This is a genomic window from Lysobacter sp. F6437 (assembly GCF_052547215.1).
This window is the reverse complement of the sequence record NZ_JBQWRB010000001.1, coordinates 670034-686030: the sequence shown is the minus strand read 5'-3', so window position 1 is coordinate 686030 and position 15997 is coordinate 670034. Positions and strand designations below refer to the sequence as shown.

General features: G+C 66.9%; 16 protein-coding genes. 11 read left to right on the top strand and 5 right to left on the bottom strand.

Annotation, left to right across the window (positions count from 1 at the left end):
* Positions 1-92 precede the first annotated feature (92 nt).
* From ACT9F5_RS03060 to ACT9F5_RS03045, 4 genes are all read left to right on the top strand, one after another.
* The gene (locus ACT9F5_RS03060) at positions 93-710 is read left to right on the top strand and encodes a TRIC cation channel family protein (protein WP_445118454.1); all 618 of its coding nucleotides are present in this window, start codon (positions 93-95) and stop codon (positions 708-710) included.
* A gap of 18 nt (positions 711-728) precedes the next feature.
* Positions 729-1094 carry a DUF6164 family protein gene (locus ACT9F5_RS03055; RefSeq protein ID WP_445118453.1) on the top strand — a complete coding sequence of 122 codons (366 nt, stop codon included), beginning with the start codon at positions 729-731 and terminating at the stop codon, positions 1092-1094.
* 139 nt (positions 1095-1233) lie between these two features.
* On the top strand, positions 1234-3006 hold the full coding sequence (locus ACT9F5_RS03050; RefSeq protein ID WP_445118452.1) for a M1 family aminopeptidase: 1773 nt from the start codon (positions 1234-1236) through the stop codon (positions 3004-3006).
* Between the two features lie 120 nt (positions 3007-3126).
* Positions 3127-3336: an oxidoreductase-like domain-containing protein gene (locus ACT9F5_RS03045; protein WP_445118451.1), complete on the top strand. Its 210-nt coding sequence runs from the start codon at positions 3127-3129 to the stop codon at positions 3334-3336.
* Between the two features lie 21 nt (positions 3337-3357).
* On the opposite strand, the gene yczE is transcribed toward ACT9F5_RS03045, so the two are convergent.
* Positions 3358-3993, bottom strand: a complete 636-nt coding sequence (gene yczE / locus ACT9F5_RS03040) for a membrane protein YczE (RefSeq protein WP_445118450.1) — start codon at positions 3991-3993, stop codon at positions 3358-3360.
* Between the two features lie 161 nt (positions 3994-4154).
* Here yczE and ACT9F5_RS03035 point away from each other — a divergent pair, with 161 nt between their 5' ends.
* Complete coding sequence (locus ACT9F5_RS03035) at positions 4155-4664, top strand: DUF1993 family protein (RefSeq protein ID WP_445118449.1); 510 nt, start codon at positions 4155-4157, stop codon at positions 4662-4664.
* A 22-nt stretch (positions 4665-4686) separates the two neighbouring features.
* Here ACT9F5_RS03035 and ACT9F5_RS03030 read toward each other — a convergent pair whose 3' ends face one another.
* Positions 4687-5415, bottom strand: coding sequence for a S4 domain-containing protein (locus tag ACT9F5_RS03030; protein WP_445118448.1), 729 nt, complete (start codon positions 5413-5415; stop codon positions 4687-4689).
* A gap of 58 nt (positions 5416-5473) precedes the next feature.
* On the opposite strand from ACT9F5_RS03030, the gene ACT9F5_RS03025 reads away from it, so the two are divergent.
* Positions 5474-6217, top strand: coding sequence for a sulfurtransferase (locus ACT9F5_RS03025; protein ID WP_445118447.1), 744 nt, complete (start codon positions 5474-5476; stop codon positions 6215-6217).
* Positions 6218-6508: 291 nt separating this feature from the next.
* The gene (locus ACT9F5_RS03020) at positions 6509-8998 is read left to right on the top strand and encodes a TonB-dependent receptor domain-containing protein (RefSeq protein WP_445118446.1); all 2490 of its coding nucleotides are present in this window, start codon (positions 6509-6511) and stop codon (positions 8996-8998) included.
* A 149-nt stretch (positions 8999-9147) separates the two neighbouring features.
* Here ACT9F5_RS03020 and ACT9F5_RS03015 read toward each other — a convergent pair whose 3' ends face one another.
* Positions 9148-10392: a TIGR03862 family flavoprotein gene (locus ACT9F5_RS03015; protein WP_445118445.1), complete on the bottom strand. Its 1245-nt coding sequence runs from the start codon at positions 10390-10392 to the stop codon at positions 9148-9150.
* 215 nt (positions 10393-10607) lie between these two features.
* On the opposite strand from ACT9F5_RS03015, the gene ACT9F5_RS03010 reads away from it, so the two are divergent.
* From ACT9F5_RS03010 to ACT9F5_RS03000, 3 genes are read left to right on the top strand one after another with little or no spacing between them, the layout of a single operon-like run.
* On the top strand, positions 10608-12275 hold the full coding sequence (locus ACT9F5_RS03010) for a serine hydrolase (RefSeq protein ID WP_445118444.1): 1668 nt from the start codon (positions 10608-10610) through the stop codon (positions 12273-12275).
* Position 12276: 1 nt separating this feature from the next.
* Positions 12277-12429, top strand: coding sequence for a hypothetical protein (locus tag ACT9F5_RS03005; RefSeq protein ID WP_445118443.1), 153 nt, complete (start codon positions 12277-12279; stop codon positions 12427-12429).
* 46 nt (positions 12430-12475) lie between these two features.
* Complete coding sequence (locus ACT9F5_RS03000) at positions 12476-13462, top strand: MsnO8 family LLM class oxidoreductase (protein WP_445118442.1); 987 nt, start codon at positions 12476-12478, stop codon at positions 13460-13462.
* Here the strand turns inward: ACT9F5_RS03000 and ACT9F5_RS02995 are convergent.
* A complete protein-coding gene (locus ACT9F5_RS02995) occupies positions 13459-13908 on the bottom strand; it encodes an FKBP-type peptidyl-prolyl cis-trans isomerase (protein ID WP_445118441.1) in 450 nt (149 codons plus the stop codon). The genes ACT9F5_RS03000 and ACT9F5_RS02995 overlap by 4 nt on opposite strands.
* Positions 13909-14013: 105 nt before the next feature.
* On the opposite strand from ACT9F5_RS02995, the gene ACT9F5_RS02990 reads away from it, so the two are divergent.
* Entirely contained in the window at positions 14014-14871 is an 858-nt protein-coding gene (locus ACT9F5_RS02990) for a PA4780 family RIO1-like protein kinase (RefSeq protein ID WP_445118440.1), read from the top strand.
* Between the two features lie 10 nt (positions 14872-14881).
* On the opposite strand, the gene ACT9F5_RS02985 is transcribed toward ACT9F5_RS02990, so the two are convergent.
* Positions 14882-15997: a sterol desaturase family protein gene (locus ACT9F5_RS02985; RefSeq protein WP_445118439.1), complete on the bottom strand. Its 1116-nt coding sequence runs from the start codon at positions 15995-15997 to the stop codon at positions 14882-14884.

The window sequence follows — 15997 nt, the reverse complement described above, 5'->3', positions numbered from 1 at the left end:
TCCGCCAGGCCGTAGCCGGACCACAGGCGAATCGACCGCCGCGTGTATCGCTTCCCTGAGGGATACTGTCGGGGATACCTGCGAGTTGCGCCGTGGACAACTTCCTCATCACCTTCGACCTCATCGGCACCTTCGTCTTCGCGCTCTCGGGCGCGACGCTCGGGGTGCGCTACCGGCTGGACCTGTTCGGGGTGCTGGTGCTGTCGTTCGCGGCGGCGACCTCCGGCGGCATCGCCCGCGACCTGCTGATCGGCGCCACCCCGCCGGTCGCGCTTGCCAACTGGTACTACCTCGCGGTGAGTTGCCTGGCGGGCCTGATCACCTTCTATCGGCATGTCGAGATCGACCGGCTGCGCAACCCGGTGCAACTGTTCGACGCGGGCGGGCTGGCCCTGTTTGCGGTGACGGGCGCATTGAAGGCGCTGGACTTCGGCCTGGCCCCGGTTTCGGCGACGCTGCTGGGGATGTTGAGCGGCATCGGCGGCGGCATCGCCCGCGACGTGCTGGTCGCGCGCACCCCGGTGATCTTCCAGGCCGACCTGTATGCGGTCGCGGCGTTGTCGGGCGCGGCGGCGGTGGTGGTCGGCCACGGCCTGGGCCTGCCGCTGGTGCCGGTGGTGGTGGTCGGGGTAGGGCTGTGCTTCGGCCTGCGCTACATGGCCATCCGCCATGGTTGGCGGCTGCCGGTCGCCGAGCACCGCGAGTCCTGAGCCGGCTATCATCCGGTTATGTCGAAGCTGCTGCTCAACCTGCGCTATGTACTGGACGACGAGGTCGAGGACATCCGGGCCATGCTCGACGAGAACCGGATCGGGTTCTACGAGACCCGGCCGAGCCGCTGGGGTATTTCCCATGGCGGCATCTGGATCCGCGACGACAAGGACCTGCCGCGGGCCAAGCAACTCATGGCCGGCTACCAGGCCGAGCGCCAGGCGAGGGTGCGGGCCGAGAACGACGCGGCCCGTCGCGATGGCACTGCGGAAACCTTCATGGACGTGCTGCGCGAACAGCCCGGGCGGGTGCTGCTGATCGCGCTGGCGATCCTGCTGTTGCTGGGACTGGTCGCATTGCCGGCGGTGCTGCTGCGCACCTGATCGGGCCGACACATCGGTCACGCGCGGGTATGTCTTTGGTCATTGGCCGGACGGGCGTGGATGTGCAATCGTCGGGACTTGGGGAGCGGGCCGGGGATGGCGCTCGCGTCGCCTGTCGTCGCCATTCGAGGTTGCCCGCATGACCCGCAAACGTTCCCTGCTCCGTCGCTCCCTGTTGCCCGCCGGCCTGTTGCTGGCGTTTGCCGGCGCCGCCGGCACTGCTCCGGCCGCCAAGCCGGGCCAGGCCGAATTGACCGACCACACCTACGCCACCGGCGCGCCGATGACGGCCGAGCAGGAGGCGGTGGTATTCGAATCGGCCGACCTGAAGTTCAAGGTGTTCCCCGAGGGCAAGCGCATCGACGGCGATGCAACCCTGGCGTTCCGCGCGACTGCGCCGGTCGCGAAACTCGTGGTCGACCTGGACCGCAACTATGCGATCGAGTCGGTCTCGGTCGACGGCACGGTGTTGCCGGACAGCGCATACGCCAATCCCGAAGGCCGGTTGACGGTGACGCTGCCGCAGCCACTCGCGATCGGCGACGAGGCCGCGTTGCGCATCGTCTACGGCGGGGAGCCGCACGTGGCCGAGAAGGCGCCGTGGGATGGCGGTTTCGTCTGGGCCACCGCGCCGACCGGCGAGCCGTGGATCGCCACCGCCGTGCAGGGCGAGGGTTGCGACCTGTTCTGGCCGTGCATCGACCATCCGATGGGCGAGCCGCACGTGGTCACCCAGCACATTACCGTGCCCGATCCGCTGGTCGCGGCCGGCAATGGCGTCGCGATGGGCATGGACCAGCACGACGGCTGGCGCACCTGGCACTGGCGCACCGAGAACCCCAACACCTATGCGATCGCCCTCAACATCGGGCCGTATGAGCTGCTGGAAGGCGAGTACGAGAGCCGTTACGGCAACACCATCCCGCTGCGCTTCTGGCACCTGCGCGGCAACGCCGAGGAGGCGCGCGGACTGTTCGCCGAGTTCCCGCTGATGCTCGATTTCTTCGAGTCGACCATCGGTCCGTATCCGTTCGCCGGCGAGAAGATGGGCGTGGTCGAGACCCCGCACCTGGGCATGGAGCACCAGACCATCAACGCCTACGGCAACGACTACAAGCAGGGCGAGTACGGCTTCGACTGGTTGCTGCAGCACGAGTTTGCGCACGAGTGGTTCGGCAACCAGTTGACCAACGTCAACTGGGACGACATGTGGCTGCACGAGGGTTTCGGCAGCTACATGCAGCCGCTGTATGGCCAGTACCTGCGTGGCGATGCGGCGTACTACGCGTCGCTGCACGGCCAGCGGCTCGGGCTGGCCAACAAGCATCCGATCGTTGCCGGCCGGCCGATGCTGGAGGACGATGTCTACGACAAGGAAGACGGTCCCGGCGGCGACATCTACGCCAAGGCCTCGGTGATGCTGCACAGCCTGCGCGAACTGATCGGCGACAAGGCATTCTTCAGCGCCACCCGTCGCGTGGTCTACGGCACCGACACCCCGGAGCCGGGCAACTTCGCGCCGCGCTACGCCAGCACCGGCGATTTCATCGACATCGTCAACGAGGTGACCGGCAAGGACTATCGTTGGTTCTTCGACGTCTACCTGTACTCCGCGGCGCTGCCGGAACTGGTAGCCACCCGTGACGCCGACGGCCTCGCGCTTCGCTGGAAGACCGAAGGCGACAAGCCGTTCCCGATGCCGGTGGATGTCCGCATCGGCTCGGTCGACGGCAACGTGCAGACCGTGGCGATGGGCGATGGAAGCGGCCATGTCGACCTGCCGGCCGATGCCCTGTACACGCTGGACCCGCATTCCAAGGTGCTGCGTGCGTTGCCGCACATCGTCATGTTCCAGCAGGACAAGCTGAAGCGCGCAAAGCAGGCGGCCGAAGCGAAAAAGACCAGCGAGTAGCTTCCCGCCACCCCCTGTAGGAGCGACGTAAGTCGCGATTTCCTCGCGAATCGGGATCGCCGTGCAATCGCGACTTACCTCGCTCCTACAACAAAGGGACCCGTGCGGCAGAATGACCGTATGTCCCCAGACCTACTCCCGCCAGCCTCCACGCCAGACCCGCCGCCGGTCCGTCCGGTCGAACCCGACGCTGCCGACTGCTGCGGCGAAGGCTGCCCGCGCTGCATTTTCGATGTCTACGACGAGGCGATGGAGCGTTACGAAGCCGCGCTGGCGGCATGGCGCAAGCGTCATCCGGAATCGGAGCAAGCAACCGATCCGGACGGTTAACCGGCGAATCCCTGCAACCGCTTAGCCGGACTCCGACACCGACGCCGGTATTGCTTCCCCGGTAGCGGTCTTGCGGTAATCCCGGTCGAATACCGGCAACACCGCCTGGATCAGAGGCCCGATCGCCAGCGCATAGGCCACGGTGCCCAGCCCGAACGTGCCGCCCAGCAGGTAGCCGGCCAGCAACACGCTGCCCTCGATCAGCGTGCGGACCAATCGCACCGACCAGCCGCTGCGCCGTGCCAGCCCGGTCATCAGGCCATCGCGCGGGCCGGGTCCGAAGTGCGCACCGATGTAGGCCGCGGTCGCGACGGCGTTGAGCACGATGCCGGCGATCAACAAGGCCACCCGGCCGGTCATTCCAACGTCGCCCAGCGCATCGCCGAACCAGCCGTTGACCAGGTCGAACACCACCCCGATCACCACCGCATTGCTGATCGTGCCGATGCCGGGTTTCTGCCGGATCGGGATCCAGGCCAGCAGCACCACGAAGCTGGTCGCAATCGCCACCCGGCCCATCGACCAGCCGCCCTGCAGGGCGACACCCTGGTGCAGCACGTCCCACGGCATCAGGCCGAGATCGGACTCCAGCATCAGCCACATCGACACGCCGTAGGCGATCAGTCCGAGATAGAGCTGGAGGAGGCGACGTGTCATGTCCGGTGGGCGCGCTGTGGGGAGGCAGCGTCAGGGCGATATTTTAGTGGACGCGTCAGTCCGCTGCGCCGCTTCCGGTGGAACGCTGCGGTGCGCCGGCAGGTACTGCGACACCGGCGGCGCGTACCATCGGCGGCTGGATCACCACGTTAGAGACCCCGATGACCATTTCCATGCACGCCGCTTCCGTCCCGGTATTCAAGCAGATGCTCGGCAGCCTCGCTGCGCTGCTGGAGAAGGCCGAGTCCCACGCGGAAGCGCGCAAGATCGCTCCGGAGGTGCTGCTGCAGACGCGCCTGTTTCCCGACATGTTCCCGCTGGTGCGGCAGGTGCAGATCGCCTGCGACTTCGCCAAGGGCGTGACCGCCCGACTGGCCGGCGCGGAGGTACCTGCGTATGACGATACGGAGCAGTCCTTCGAGCAGTTGCGGGCGCGGATCGATCGCACCATTGCTTTCATCGGCAGTTTCGACGCCGCAGCATTCGACGGCAGCGAGATGCGCGAGATCGTCACCCGTCCGGGCACTCCGAAGGAGCGCCGCTTCAACGGCCAGGACTATCTGCTCGGCTACGGCCTGCCGCAGTTCTTCTTCCACGTGACCACCGCCTACGCTCTGCTGCGCCACAACGGCGTGGACGTCGGCAAGCGCGACTACATGGGCGCGTATTGATCCGCGAACTGCGAGGGAGAGGTCAGAAGCGGTCGCCGACGGGCGAGTAACGCCATTCGCCCGGCGGCATCTTGTTCAGCCCGATCCGGCCGATCCGCAGTCGCCGGATCGCCACCACGTCCAGCCCGACCTCGGCGCACATGTGCCGCAGTTGACCGGGGCGCACGTCCTTGATCGCGAAGCGCAGCCGCACCTCGTTCTGCCAGCTGACCTTGCACGGCGGCAACGCCCGGCCTTCATAGGCCAGTCCGCGTGACAGCCGCCCCAGGGTGTACGGGTCGGTGGCGCCACGGACCTCGACCAGGAACTCCTGCTCGATCTTCGCGCCGTCCTCTTTGAGTCGCCGTGCGACGCGGCCGTCCTGGCTCAGCACCACCAGCCCGCTGGCCTCGTCGTCCAGCGGCATCAGCGGCTGCAGGTGCGCGAAGTGGCGCTGCAGCACGCGGATGCCGGTGACGTCGCCTTCGGCATGCGTCGCCCGGGTAACGAGTGACGGGGTGGCGTTGAATGCAATGCCGGCAGGCTTGTGCAGCAGCATGGTCGCCGGCTCGGCCGGTTCCAGCCGTGATTCGGGATCCAGTTCCACGTGTTCCCCGGCGACCATGAACTGCGGCGTCTCCACCACCATCCCGTCGACCCGGACCCAGCCGCCCTCGATGTACTGCTCGGCCTGCGCGCGCGAGCAGCCGGTCAATTCGGCGACGCGACGGGCGAGCCGCTCGGGTGCGGGCGGGGTGGGCTGCTCGGGCATGGGCGTAACCGCAACGGGGCGGCCCAGTGTAAAGCGCGTGGACCGCTAAAATGCCGCGATGATCCTCAACCTCGCCGCCTACCATTTCACACCGATCGACCGGCCCGTCGAATTGGCCGATGACCTGCGCGGCTGGGCCGACGCGGGTGGACTGCGCGGAACCGCGTTGGTGGCGGGCGAGGGCATCAACCTGTTCCTGGCCGGCACGGAACCGGCGGTCCATGGCTTTCTCGATCGCCTGCGGGCCGACCCGCGGTTCGCCGACATCACAGTCAAGCTCAGCCACAGCCAGCGGCAACCGTTTGCGCGCCTGAAGGTCAAGCTCAAGCCGGAAATCATCAGTTTCCGCCGCGACAACAGCTCGCCGCTGGACGGCCGCGCACCAACGGTGGCACCGGCGGAGCTTGCGCGCTGGATGGCCCAGGGCCATGACGACAGCGGCCGGCGGCTGGTGCTGCTCGACACCCGCAACCGCGAGGAAGTGGGTCACGGCACCTTCGAAGGCGCGCTGACCCTGCCGATCGACAATTTCACCGAGCTGCCCGACGCACTGGCGCCGCACCGCGAGTCGCTGGCCGACGCCAGCGTGGTCAGCTTCTGCACCGGCGGCATCCGCTGCGAGAAGGCCGCGTTGTGGCTGCGCGCCGATGGCATGGACAACCTGCTGCAACTGGACGGCGGCATCCTGGGGTATTTCGAACAGGTCGGCGGCGCCGGCTATGACGGCCGTTGCTTCGTATTCGACGAGCGGGTGGCGCTGGACCCGGCGTTGCAACCGCTGGTGGATGGCGAGGACGCCTGAGAATTCCGCCCGCGCACAGCGGGACCGGCTGACTCCATCCACAACCTGCGGTTATGACCCATGCCCGTCTTTCTATTGGCGGATTTCGCGGGCCTGTGTCTATGCTCGGGCCGTGTCATGGACGAAAGAACCATGCGCCCGACCATTATGTGCTGCTGTCGGGGGCCAGGGCTCGAACTGCCTGAGCCGGTTCCATGGCCGACTGTTGGGGGGCATCCGTTGCACGGTCAATGGGGTGTGATTGCTTTTGGCCGCGGCGATCCATGACACGTAACGCTGGAGAAACTTCGCATGAATGACCGCCTGGGCCGGAATATTCCCACTTTGTTGGCTGCGTCGGTGCTGCTTGCGCTGGCCGGTGCCGCGACCGCGCAGGAAGCGGAGAACGCAGACCAGGAAACGTCCACCCAGGACGCAACGTCCCGGGACACGCCCTCCGCCAAGGCCCTGGACCTGAGCACCGTGATCGTGACGGGCACGCGTATCAGCGATCGCACACAGGCCGAGTCGCTGGTGCCGATCGACGTGATTCCCAGCGATGTGCTGACCCAGACCGGTGCCGTCGACCTGGGCAGTGCACTCGACCAGGTGGTTCCGTCGCTGAATTTCCCGCTTGCGTCCATGTCCGACACGTTCGCTTTCACGCGCCCGTTCCAGATGCGCGGCCTCAACAGCGACCAGGTGCTGGTGCTGGTGGACGGCAAGCGCTGGCACTCGAGTGCGCTGATGCTGACGCTCGGCCAGGTCGGGCAGGGCTCGCAGGGCGTGAATATCGGCACGATCCCCATCGGTGCGATCGACCGTATCGAAGTGCTGCGTGATGGCGCCTCGGCGCAGTACGGTTCGGATGCCCTCGCGGGCGTGATCAACATCATCCTTAAAAAGGGACCGGACGGCGGCCAGGTGCAGGCCAGCTACGGCAAGTATTCGGCAGGCGATGGCGACCGCTCCCGGATCCAGGGCGACGTCGGGTTTTCGCTTGGTGAGAATGGATGGCTGAGGATCTCCGCGGAGGTCGCCGATCAGCAGCCGACCAACCGCGCGGGACTGGACAACCGGCCGGGGTTCACCGAGTTGGGAAAGAAGTTCACGGTCGGTATCCCGAGGTCGGAGAGCTACAACACCTTCTTCAACTGGGGATACGACTTCGCGCCAAACGTGAGTCTTTACGGGTCCGGGCATTACGGCATGCTCATGGCCGAGCCCATGGCGTTCTATCGCTATGGCGCCAATGCGCCTGAGCCGAAGAATGACCTGATGCAGTACATCTTCCCGGATGGCGATGGCTTCCAGCCGGTGGAGCACGGCGAGTCGCGGGACAAGAGCTTCGTCATGGGGTTGCGCGGCGATACCGATGGCGGCTGGAGCTGGGACGTCAGCGGCACCTGGGGCGCCAATCGCGTGTCCTATGGCACGTTCAATACAGTCAACTTCGCCTTCTGGAACGATTTCGGCTACAGCCCCACGGATATCCACGACGGTACCCTGACTTCATCGCAAGCCACGTTTGACGTCGCGATGGCCAAGTCGCTGGGCGAAAACTGGGATCTTGGTTTCGGCGTGCAGTACCTGCGGCAGAGATACGAGATCGTCGAGGGCGACCTCGCCTCCTGGTACGTGGGCAATTCCGGAATCACGGGCGCCGCCCAGGGTTTTGCCGGATGGGGGCCGCAGGACGCGAGCGACAATTCGAGGCATTCCATCGCCGAGTACGTGCAGTTGGAAGGCAACATCACGGAGCGCTTGAGTAGCTCCCTTGCGGTGCGCCACGAGGATTACTCGGACTTCGGGACCAATGTGTCCTATGCGTTGTCCGGGCGCTATGACTTCGACAACGGGTTCGCGCTGCGCGGGACGGTCTCCACCGGCTTCCGCGCACCGGGCCTGGGACAGCAGCATGGCTCGGCAACCACTTCCGTGTCCTACCCCGAAGGCAACTCGCTGGGCCTGCCGGAAGGCATCTACCTGCGTGGCCTGGTGCCGGTCGACAACGAACTGGCCATGTTGCTTGGCAGCGAGCCGCTGGAGCCGGAAACCTCGCAGAGCTACACGATTGGTGCGGTGTGGAACCCGATTCCTTCATTCACGACCACGGTGGACCTGTACCAGATCGACCTGGATGACCGCATCCTGATGTCGAGCTCGATGTCGCTGGTGGCGGACTCGGTCCAGGATTACCTCGCGGACAATGGCATCACCAACCCGCAGTACGTTGCGCTTGCCTACTTCACCAACGCCGCGGAGATGCGTATCCGGGGCATCGGCATCGTCACCAACTACTTCAAGGAATTCGAGGACGGCGGGGAATTCGAGACGACGGTCAACTGGGCATACCACAAGAACGAGGTGACCGGCGTTCGTCCAAACCCCGCGGTACTCGAAGCACTGGGTGATGTCGGCTTCAACCGCATTACGCGCAGCCAGACCAAGGGGCTGCTCGCCGACCAGATGCCCCGTTCCAAGTTCATCTGGACCAATACCTACAAGAAAAACAACTGGGGATTCACCGGCACCGCGATCCGCTACGGCGGTGTGACCGAATACAGTTCCACCGATGCCGCCAACGACGACATATACCCGGCCAAGTGGATCTTCAACACGGCCGTTGATTATTACCGTGACCGTTGGACCTTCACCGTGGGCGCGGACAACATCTTCGATACCTATCCGGAAAAGGCGCCCGAGGGCAGCAATTTCCACGGCATATTCCCCTATCCGAGCAGTTCGCCGTTCGGGTCCCAGGGTGCGTTCGTCTACGGGAAGGTCACTTACCGCTGGTAAGTCGGCTTGGGTGCGCGCTGTGTCCGTAGCAGCGCGCGCTGTGTCCCAGGCTGCGCTGGGTGTGGGGCGGGCAGGCACGGTGCTCGGGGTGTCTGGTCGCTCGTCCGGTTCCAGATCACGGCTGAAGCCGCTCCTGCGGTGATGGTCGGCTATGCGTTGGAGCGCAACCACTCCACCGCGCCCAGGCCCGCGCGGCGCCCACTCGCGAAGCATGCGGTCAGCAGGTAGCCGCCGGTCGGTGCTTCCCAGTCCAGCATCTCGCCGGCGCAGAACACGCCGGGCAGCGCATCGAGCATCAGGCGTGGGTCCATCGCTTCCAGCCGTACGCCGCCCGCGCTGCTGATCGACTCCTCAACGGGTCGCGCGCGCCTGAGCTTCAGTGGCAGACGCTTGATAGCGCGCGCCAGCAGTTCGGCGTCATCCATCCGCGACTTGCCGAGGACCTCGTGGAGCAGGGCGCTGCGCACGCCGGTCAACCCCGCCTGGCGGCGCAGGTGGTCGCTGAGGCTGCGGCCGTTGCGCGGTTTGCCGAGGTCGCGGCGCAGGCGGTCGAGTTCGCGGCCGGGGGCGAGGTCGAGCTGCAGCGTGGCCTCGCCATCGCGTGCGATCGCATCGCGCAGCGGGGCCGACAGCGCGTACACCAGGCTGCCTTCGATGCCGGTTTCAGTGACGACGCATTCGCCCTGTCGCTGGTGTTCGCGACCGCCCTCATGCCAGTGGGCGACCACCGGTTTCAGTGGCGCACCGGCGTGGCGGCTGGCGAAGTGTTCGCTCCAGCCGATATCGAAACCGCAGTTGGACGGCGCCAGCGGCGCAGCGTCGACGCCGCGTGCGGCCAGCCTCGCCTGCCAGGCGCCGTCGGAACCTAGTTGCGGCCAACTGGCACCACCCAGCGCGAGCACGCTCGCCGCGGCCACGACGTATCGCTCGCCAGCCGGGGTGGCGAAGCGCAACGCACCCTCGCCGGTCCAGCCGAGCCACTGGTGCTGTACGTGGAAGCGCACGCCCTGGTCGCGTAGTCGTCGCACCCAGCCGCGCAGCAGCGGCGCGGCCTTGCGGTCGGTCGGGAACACGCGGTTGGAGCTGCCGACATAGGTGTCGATGCCGAGCCCGCGGGCCCATTCGCGCAACGCGTCGGTGTCGAAGTCATCGAGCCAGCCTCCGACCGCATCGCGACGTTCGCGATAGCGCGAGTCGAATGCCGGCCGCGGCTCGGCATGGGTCAGGTTGAGCCCGCCCTTGCCGGCGATCAGGAACTTGCGCCCGACCGAACCCTTGCCCTCGAACACATCGACCTCGACCCCGGCCGCGCGTGCGACTTCGGCGGCCATGAGGCCGGCCGGGCCGCCGCCGATGATGGCGAGGCCGGGGAGGGTGGGTGGAGTGTCGGGCATGGGCGCACGTGGGCTCTTGTCGGACGGGAAGGATCGCATGGTCCCCACGGCGAGAGTCCTGTCCTGACTGTAGGAGCGGCTTCAGCCGCGATCTGGAGCCGGACGGGCGACCGGACGTCCCATCGCGGCTGAAGCCGCTCCTACAGAACCCCGAGGGAATGCATCGGCGCCCAGCTGCGGTAAGGTCGGTGCTTCGTTCCAGGGGATCCCATCCGATGCATCTCAAGACACCCGGGTTGCGCGCCCTCGTGCTGGCGCTGGGCTTTACGTTCGCCGCGGGCACGATAGCGCAGACGACACCGACGCCGGCCGCCGCCGCGGCGCCGGATACCGCCACGCCAGCCGACACCCCTTCCGCCCTGCAAGGCTTCGACGCCTACGTCGAGAATGTCCGCAAGCAGTTCGACGTGCCCGCCATCGCCGTTGCCATCGTCAAGGACGGCAAGGTCGTGCTCGAGCGCGGCTACGGGGTCAAGGACCTGCAATCGCGCGAGCCGGTCGACGAGCAGACCCTGTTCGCGATCGCCTCCAACACCAAGGCGTTCACCGCCGCTTCGCTGCAGATGCTGGCCGAGGACGGCCAGCTCGACATGGACGACCGGGTGATCGAGCACCTGCCTTGGTTCCGCATGTCCGACCCCTACATCACTCACGAGATGCGCATCAACGATCTGCTCGCGCACCGCAGCGGGCTGGCACTCGGCGCCGGCGACTTGCTGTACTGGCCGGGCACCGACTACGACACCGAAGAGGTCGCGCGGCGCCTGCGCAACGTGCCGATCGATGGCGGCTTCCGCGCCCAGTACGCCTACGACAACATCCTGTTCGGCGTCGCCCAACTGGTGATCGAGGCGGCCAGCGGCCAGTCCTACGAGGACTTCCTGCGCAGCCGCATCCTGCAACCGCTGGACATGGACGCGACCCGCTTCAACAGCGACCGCCTGCAGCCCGGTGACAACGTCGCGACCGGGTACTCCAAGGCCAACTTCGAGGACCTCGTCGCCGCACCGCGCATGTCATGGGGCAATGTGTCGGGCGCCGGCGGGCTGTATTCCAGCGTGCATGACCTGACCCGTTGGGTGCGGATGCAGCTCGACCAGGGCGTGATCCCCGGGACCGACGGCGAGCGCTTGTTCAGCGAAAAGCGCCAGCGCGAGATGTGGACGGTGATGACGCCGATCCCGGTACCCAAGGCCAAGATCCCGGAACTGGAAGCGGCGACCCCGAACTTCCGCGGCTACGGCCAGGGCTGGAACCTGACCGACTACCGCGGCGAAAAGCTGGTCTGGCACACCGGCGGCTGGCCGGGCTTCGTGTCGCGGATCACGATGGTGCCGGAGCAGGAGCTGGGCGTCATCGTGCTGACCAGCGGCGAGGTCGGCGGCGCGTTCAACTCGGTGACGATGCGCGCGCTGGACGCGATACTCGGCGCACCGCAGACCGACTGGACCGCGGCGTATGCGAAGGCCCGGGGCGAGTCGGAAGACGAGGCCGCGACCGACTGGAAGAAGCACCAGGCCGAGCGCGACGCCGACAGCAAACCGTCACTGCCGCTGGCCGACTACGCTGGCACCTACACCGACCCGTGGTACGGCGATGTCGAGATCAGCCAGCAGGGCGGCAAGCTGCGCATCGCCTTCAGCCATACCGAGGCGCTGGTCGGCACCCTGTCGCACTGGCAGCACGACACCTTCGTTATCCGCTGGGACCAGCGCTGGCTCAACGCCGATGCGTTCCTGACCTTCAGCCTCGATCCCGACGGCGAGATCCGCGAGGCGCGGATGGAGGCGATTTCGCCGATGACCGACTTCAGCTTCGACTTCCACCATCTGCGGCTGGTCCCCGCTGAACCCGAAGCATCCGGGTCGGAACAGGAGTCCTGAGATGAGCTGGGTCGGCATCGTCCTCGTAATCGTCTGCCTGTGGCTGGCGCTGAAAGTCGCCGGTTTCGCGCTCAAGTTGCTGCTCTGGGCACTGGTGCTGTTTGGCCTTTACTGGCTGTTGGCGCCGATGCTGGGGTTGCCGGCTGTGTTCTGAGCCGATCGACCCCATGTCGGGGATTCAACCCCACGCAGGATCCGACATGGTCCCGTACTCGCTCCTCGACCTCGCCCCCGTCACCGAGGGCAACGACATCGGCCAGGCGTTCGCCAACACGCTCGACCTGGCGCGCAATGCCGAGCGGCTCGGCTACCACCGTTACTGGCTGGCCGAGCACCACAACATGCCCGGCATCGCCAGCGCCGCGACCTCGGTGCTGATCGGCCACGTCGCGGGCGGCACTTCGACGATCCGCGTCGGTGCCGGCGGCATCATGCTGCCGAACCACTCGCCGCTGCAGGTCGCCGAGCAGTTCGGCACGCTGGCCTCGTTGTACCCGGACCGCATCGATCTCGGCCTGGGCCGTGCGCCGGGCACCGACCAGGCCACGATGCGCGCGTTGCGGCGTTACGTCGATGGCGCCGATACCTTCCCGCAGGACGTGGTCGAGTTGCTGCACTACTTCCAGCCAGCCGAGCCGGGGCAGGCGGTGCGCGCGGTGCCCGGCGCCGGTCTCGAGGTGCCGGTGTGGCTGCTCGGTTCCAGTCTGTTCAGCGCGAAGCTGTCGGCCGAGCTGGGGTTGCCGTTCGCATTTGCCTCGCACTTCGCGCCGGATGCGATGGACCAGGCGTTGGCCCTGTACCACCGCGAATTCACGCCATCAGCGCGGCTGCAAAAGCCATACGCGATGCTGGCCCTGAACGTGGTCGCCGCCGAAAGCGATGCCGAGGCGCGGCGGCTGTTCACCACCCAGCAGCAGTCATTCGTCAATCTGCGCCGTGGCCGCCCCGGGCTGGTACCGCCACCGATCGACGACATCGAATCGTGGTGGACGCCGATCGAGAAGCACGGCGTCGAGCGAGCGCTCGCCTGCAGCGTGATTGGCGATGCCGACACGGTGAAGCAGGGCATTGCAGCGTTCGTGGAACGCCATCGTCCGGACGAGCTGCTGCTGACCGCCAACGTATTCGACCACGGTGCGCGGGTGCGCTCGTTCGAGATTGCGGCGGATGTAATGCGGGCGGGTTAGTCGCCCTTCTTGACGTCGACCAGTTCGACCTCGAACACCAGCGAGGCGTTCGGCGGGATCACCCCGCCGGCGCCCTTGCGGCCATAGCCGAGTGACGACGGGATCAACAACACCCGGCGGCCGCCGACGTGCATGCCGGCGACGCCGTCGTCCCAGCCGCGGATCACCCGGCCGGCGCCAAGCAGGAAGGTGATCGGCTCACCGCGTTCAATCGAACTGTCGAACTGTTGGCCGCGCTGGTTAGGCGCGTCCTCGTCGTACAGCCAGCCGGTGTAGTGCACGCTGACCTCGTCGCCGGACGACGCGACCGCGCCGGTGCCGGCCTTCAGGTCGATCCGCTGCAGTTCGGCGACGCTGCCGCCCGGCGGCGGACCGGGGTCGGCACAGGCGGCCAGCAGCAGGCCGCACAGCAGCACGACGACGGAGCGGAGGGGGCGAATGCGCATCGGACGGATTTCCTGAAGGGACGCGTCAGGTTAGCCGATCCGGTCGCGACGCTGCCGCCGTGATCGACCATACTGACCACCCCTTGCCGCTGAAAAACGTACTGGATGAGAACCCCCGCCGGCCTGCAGCCCCTGATCGACGACGGCGTCATCGACGAGGTGATGCGCCCGCTCAAGAGCGGCAAGGAAGCATCGGTCTACGTGGTCCGCGTTGGCGAGGAGATCCGCTGCGCCAAGGTCTACAAGGACATGGCGCAGCGCAGCTTCCAGCAGCGGGTGCAGTACCAGGAAGGCCGCAAGGTCCGCGGCAGCCGCCAGGCGCGCGCGATCGGCAAGGCCACCAAATTCGGCCGCAAGGAACAGGAAGCGGCCTGGAAGAACACCGAGGTTGACGCGCTCTACCAACTGGTCGATGCCGGTGTGCGCGTGCCGCAGCCGCACGGGTTCTTCAACGGCGTGCTGGTGATGGAACTGGTGGTCGACGCCGACGGCCACTCGGCGCCGCGGCTGGGCGAAGTGGAGCTGTCGCCGTTGGAGGCGCGCGGCTTCCACCGCTTCCTGGTCCACCAGGTGCAGAAGATGCTGTGCATCGGCCTGGTCCACGGCGACCTGTCGGAGTACAACGTGCTGGTCGCGCCCGACGGCCCGGTGGTGATCGACTTCCCGCAGGTGGTCAGTGCCGCCGGCAACAACGCCGCGCGGCGGATGCTGCAGCGCGACGTCAACAACCTGACCCTGAGCCTCGGCCGGTTCGCCCCGGAGCTGCTGTCGACCCATTACGCCGAGGAGATGTGGGCGCTGTACGAAGCCGGCGAGCTGCGGCCCGACAGCGAGCTGACCGGCGAGTTCGAGTTCGACGAATCCGTCGCCGACCTCGACAGCGTGCAACTGGCGATCCGCGACGCCCGCGAGGAAGCGCTGATCCGCCAGCAGGGCCGCGAGGCGGCCGAACAGGACGACTGAGCGACGGTCTCTAGTCGTCGCGGCCCACGTGGTCCGCGAAATGCCGCTTGCCCCGCAACGGCATCCACAGCTGCGCCCACAGGCCGCGCGGCACGGTTTCCAGCTTCATCACCCCGTACTCGTCCGGCCAGGTCCCGGCCGGCGGCCGCTTGAACGTGCCCATCAGCATGTCGACGACGGGCAGGTGGATCGCGTAGTTCACGTCGATGTAGTCGATGTGCCGGGCGTGGTGCCAGTGGTGGTAGCGCGGGGTGACCAGCACATACTCCAGCCAGCCGAAGTCCAACCGCAGGTTGGCGTGCGCCAGCACCGCCTGAACCCCGACCAGGATCACGTAGCCATTGACCGCGTCGGCCGAGAAGCCCAGCACCACCAGCGGCAGCAACACCATGCTGCGGGTCAGCAGGATCTCCAGCAGGTGGATGCGCGACCCCGCCAGCCAGTCCATCTTGCGGCTGGAGTGGTGCACCGCGTGGAAGCGCCAGAGCCATGGCAGGTTGTGGTACGCGCGGTGCAGCGATGCCTGCGCCAGGTCGGCGACGAACACCGCGACCACGAATTGCAGCCACACCGGCAGCGACTGGATCGCCGCCTTGAGCGCCGGGAACAGCGCGAACGCCGCCACCGTCGAGGTCGAGGCCGTCACCGCGATCAGGATGAACTGCACCAGCACGTGGCTGAGGAAGAAATAGCCCAGGTCGGTGCGCCATTCGCGCCGCAATGGCGACATCGGGCGCACCGCCAGCATCTTCTCGATCGGGATGAACACCAGCGCCGAGAAGAACAGCGAGATCACGAACCAGTCCAGCCCGAGCGAGAACGGGGTCGACTCGATCGCATCGAAGTGCACCGTCGCCCCACCCAGCATCACCGCCAGCGCGGCGCTGCCGACCCCGGCCATCGCCACCCGCTTGTTGCGGTTGCGCAGGATCGCCACGGTGCCGAACACGAACGCCGCGACCAGCCCGAACAGCAGCAGGTGGCGGGCGAAACGCTCGTCGTAGACCGCGCGGAAATCGCGGCTGGTCAGCAGTTGCGGGAAGTGGAAGCACAACACTCCGAGCAGGGCCGAGAGGCCGAGGCCGGCTGAGATATGGGCAAACCACGAAGGTGTATTGCGTTCCAT

What these genes read in the sequence shown, in the direction of transcription:
- ACT9F5_RS02985 (WP_445118439.1), bottom strand. Translation starts at nt 15,997, where the DNA reads ATGGAACGCAATACACCTTCGTGGTTTGCCCATATCTCAGCCGGCCTC.
- ACT9F5_RS03020 (WP_445118446.1), top strand. Translation starts at nt 6,509, where the DNA reads ATGAATGACCGCCTGGGCCGGAATATTCCCACTTTGTTGGCTGCGTCG.
- ACT9F5_RS03025 (WP_445118447.1), top strand. Translation starts at nt 5,474, where the DNA reads ATGATCCTCAACCTCGCCGCCTACCATTTCACACCGATCGACCGGCCC.
- ACT9F5_RS03010 (WP_445118444.1), top strand. Translation starts at nt 10,608, where the DNA reads ATGCATCTCAAGACACCCGGGTTGCGCGCCCTCGTGCTGGCGCTGGGC.
- ACT9F5_RS03005 (WP_445118443.1), top strand. Translation starts at nt 12,277, where the DNA reads ATGAGCTGGGTCGGCATCGTCCTCGTAATCGTCTGCCTGTGGCTGGCG.
- ACT9F5_RS03045 (WP_445118451.1), top strand. Translation starts at nt 3,127, where the DNA reads ATGTCCCCAGACCTACTCCCGCCAGCCTCCACGCCAGACCCGCCGCCG.
- ACT9F5_RS03035 (WP_445118449.1), top strand. Translation starts at nt 4,155, where the DNA reads ATGACCATTTCCATGCACGCCGCTTCCGTCCCGGTATTCAAGCAGATG.
- ACT9F5_RS03000 (WP_445118442.1), top strand. Translation starts at nt 12,476, where the DNA reads ATGGTCCCGTACTCGCTCCTCGACCTCGCCCCCGTCACCGAGGGCAAC.
- ACT9F5_RS02990 (WP_445118440.1), top strand. Translation starts at nt 14,014, where the DNA reads ATGAGAACCCCCGCCGGCCTGCAGCCCCTGATCGACGACGGCGTCATC.
- ACT9F5_RS03050 (WP_445118452.1), top strand. Translation starts at nt 1,234, where the DNA reads ATGACCCGCAAACGTTCCCTGCTCCGTCGCTCCCTGTTGCCCGCCGGC.
- ACT9F5_RS03015 (WP_445118445.1), bottom strand. Translation starts at nt 10,392, where the DNA reads ATGCCCGACACTCCACCCACCCTCCCCGGCCTCGCCATCATCGGCGGC.
- yczE (WP_445118450.1), bottom strand. Translation starts at nt 3,993, where the DNA reads ATGACACGTCGCCTCCTCCAGCTCTATCTCGGACTGATCGCCTACGGC.
- ACT9F5_RS03030 (WP_445118448.1), bottom strand. Translation starts at nt 5,415, where the DNA reads ATGCCCGAGCAGCCCACCCCGCCCGCACCCGAGCGGCTCGCCCGTCGC.
- ACT9F5_RS02995 (WP_445118441.1), bottom strand. Translation starts at nt 13,908, where the DNA reads ATGCGCATTCGCCCCCTCCGCTCCGTCGTCGTGCTGCTGTGCGGCCTG.
- ACT9F5_RS03055 (WP_445118453.1), top strand. Translation starts at nt 729, where the DNA reads ATGTCGAAGCTGCTGCTCAACCTGCGCTATGTACTGGACGACGAGGTC.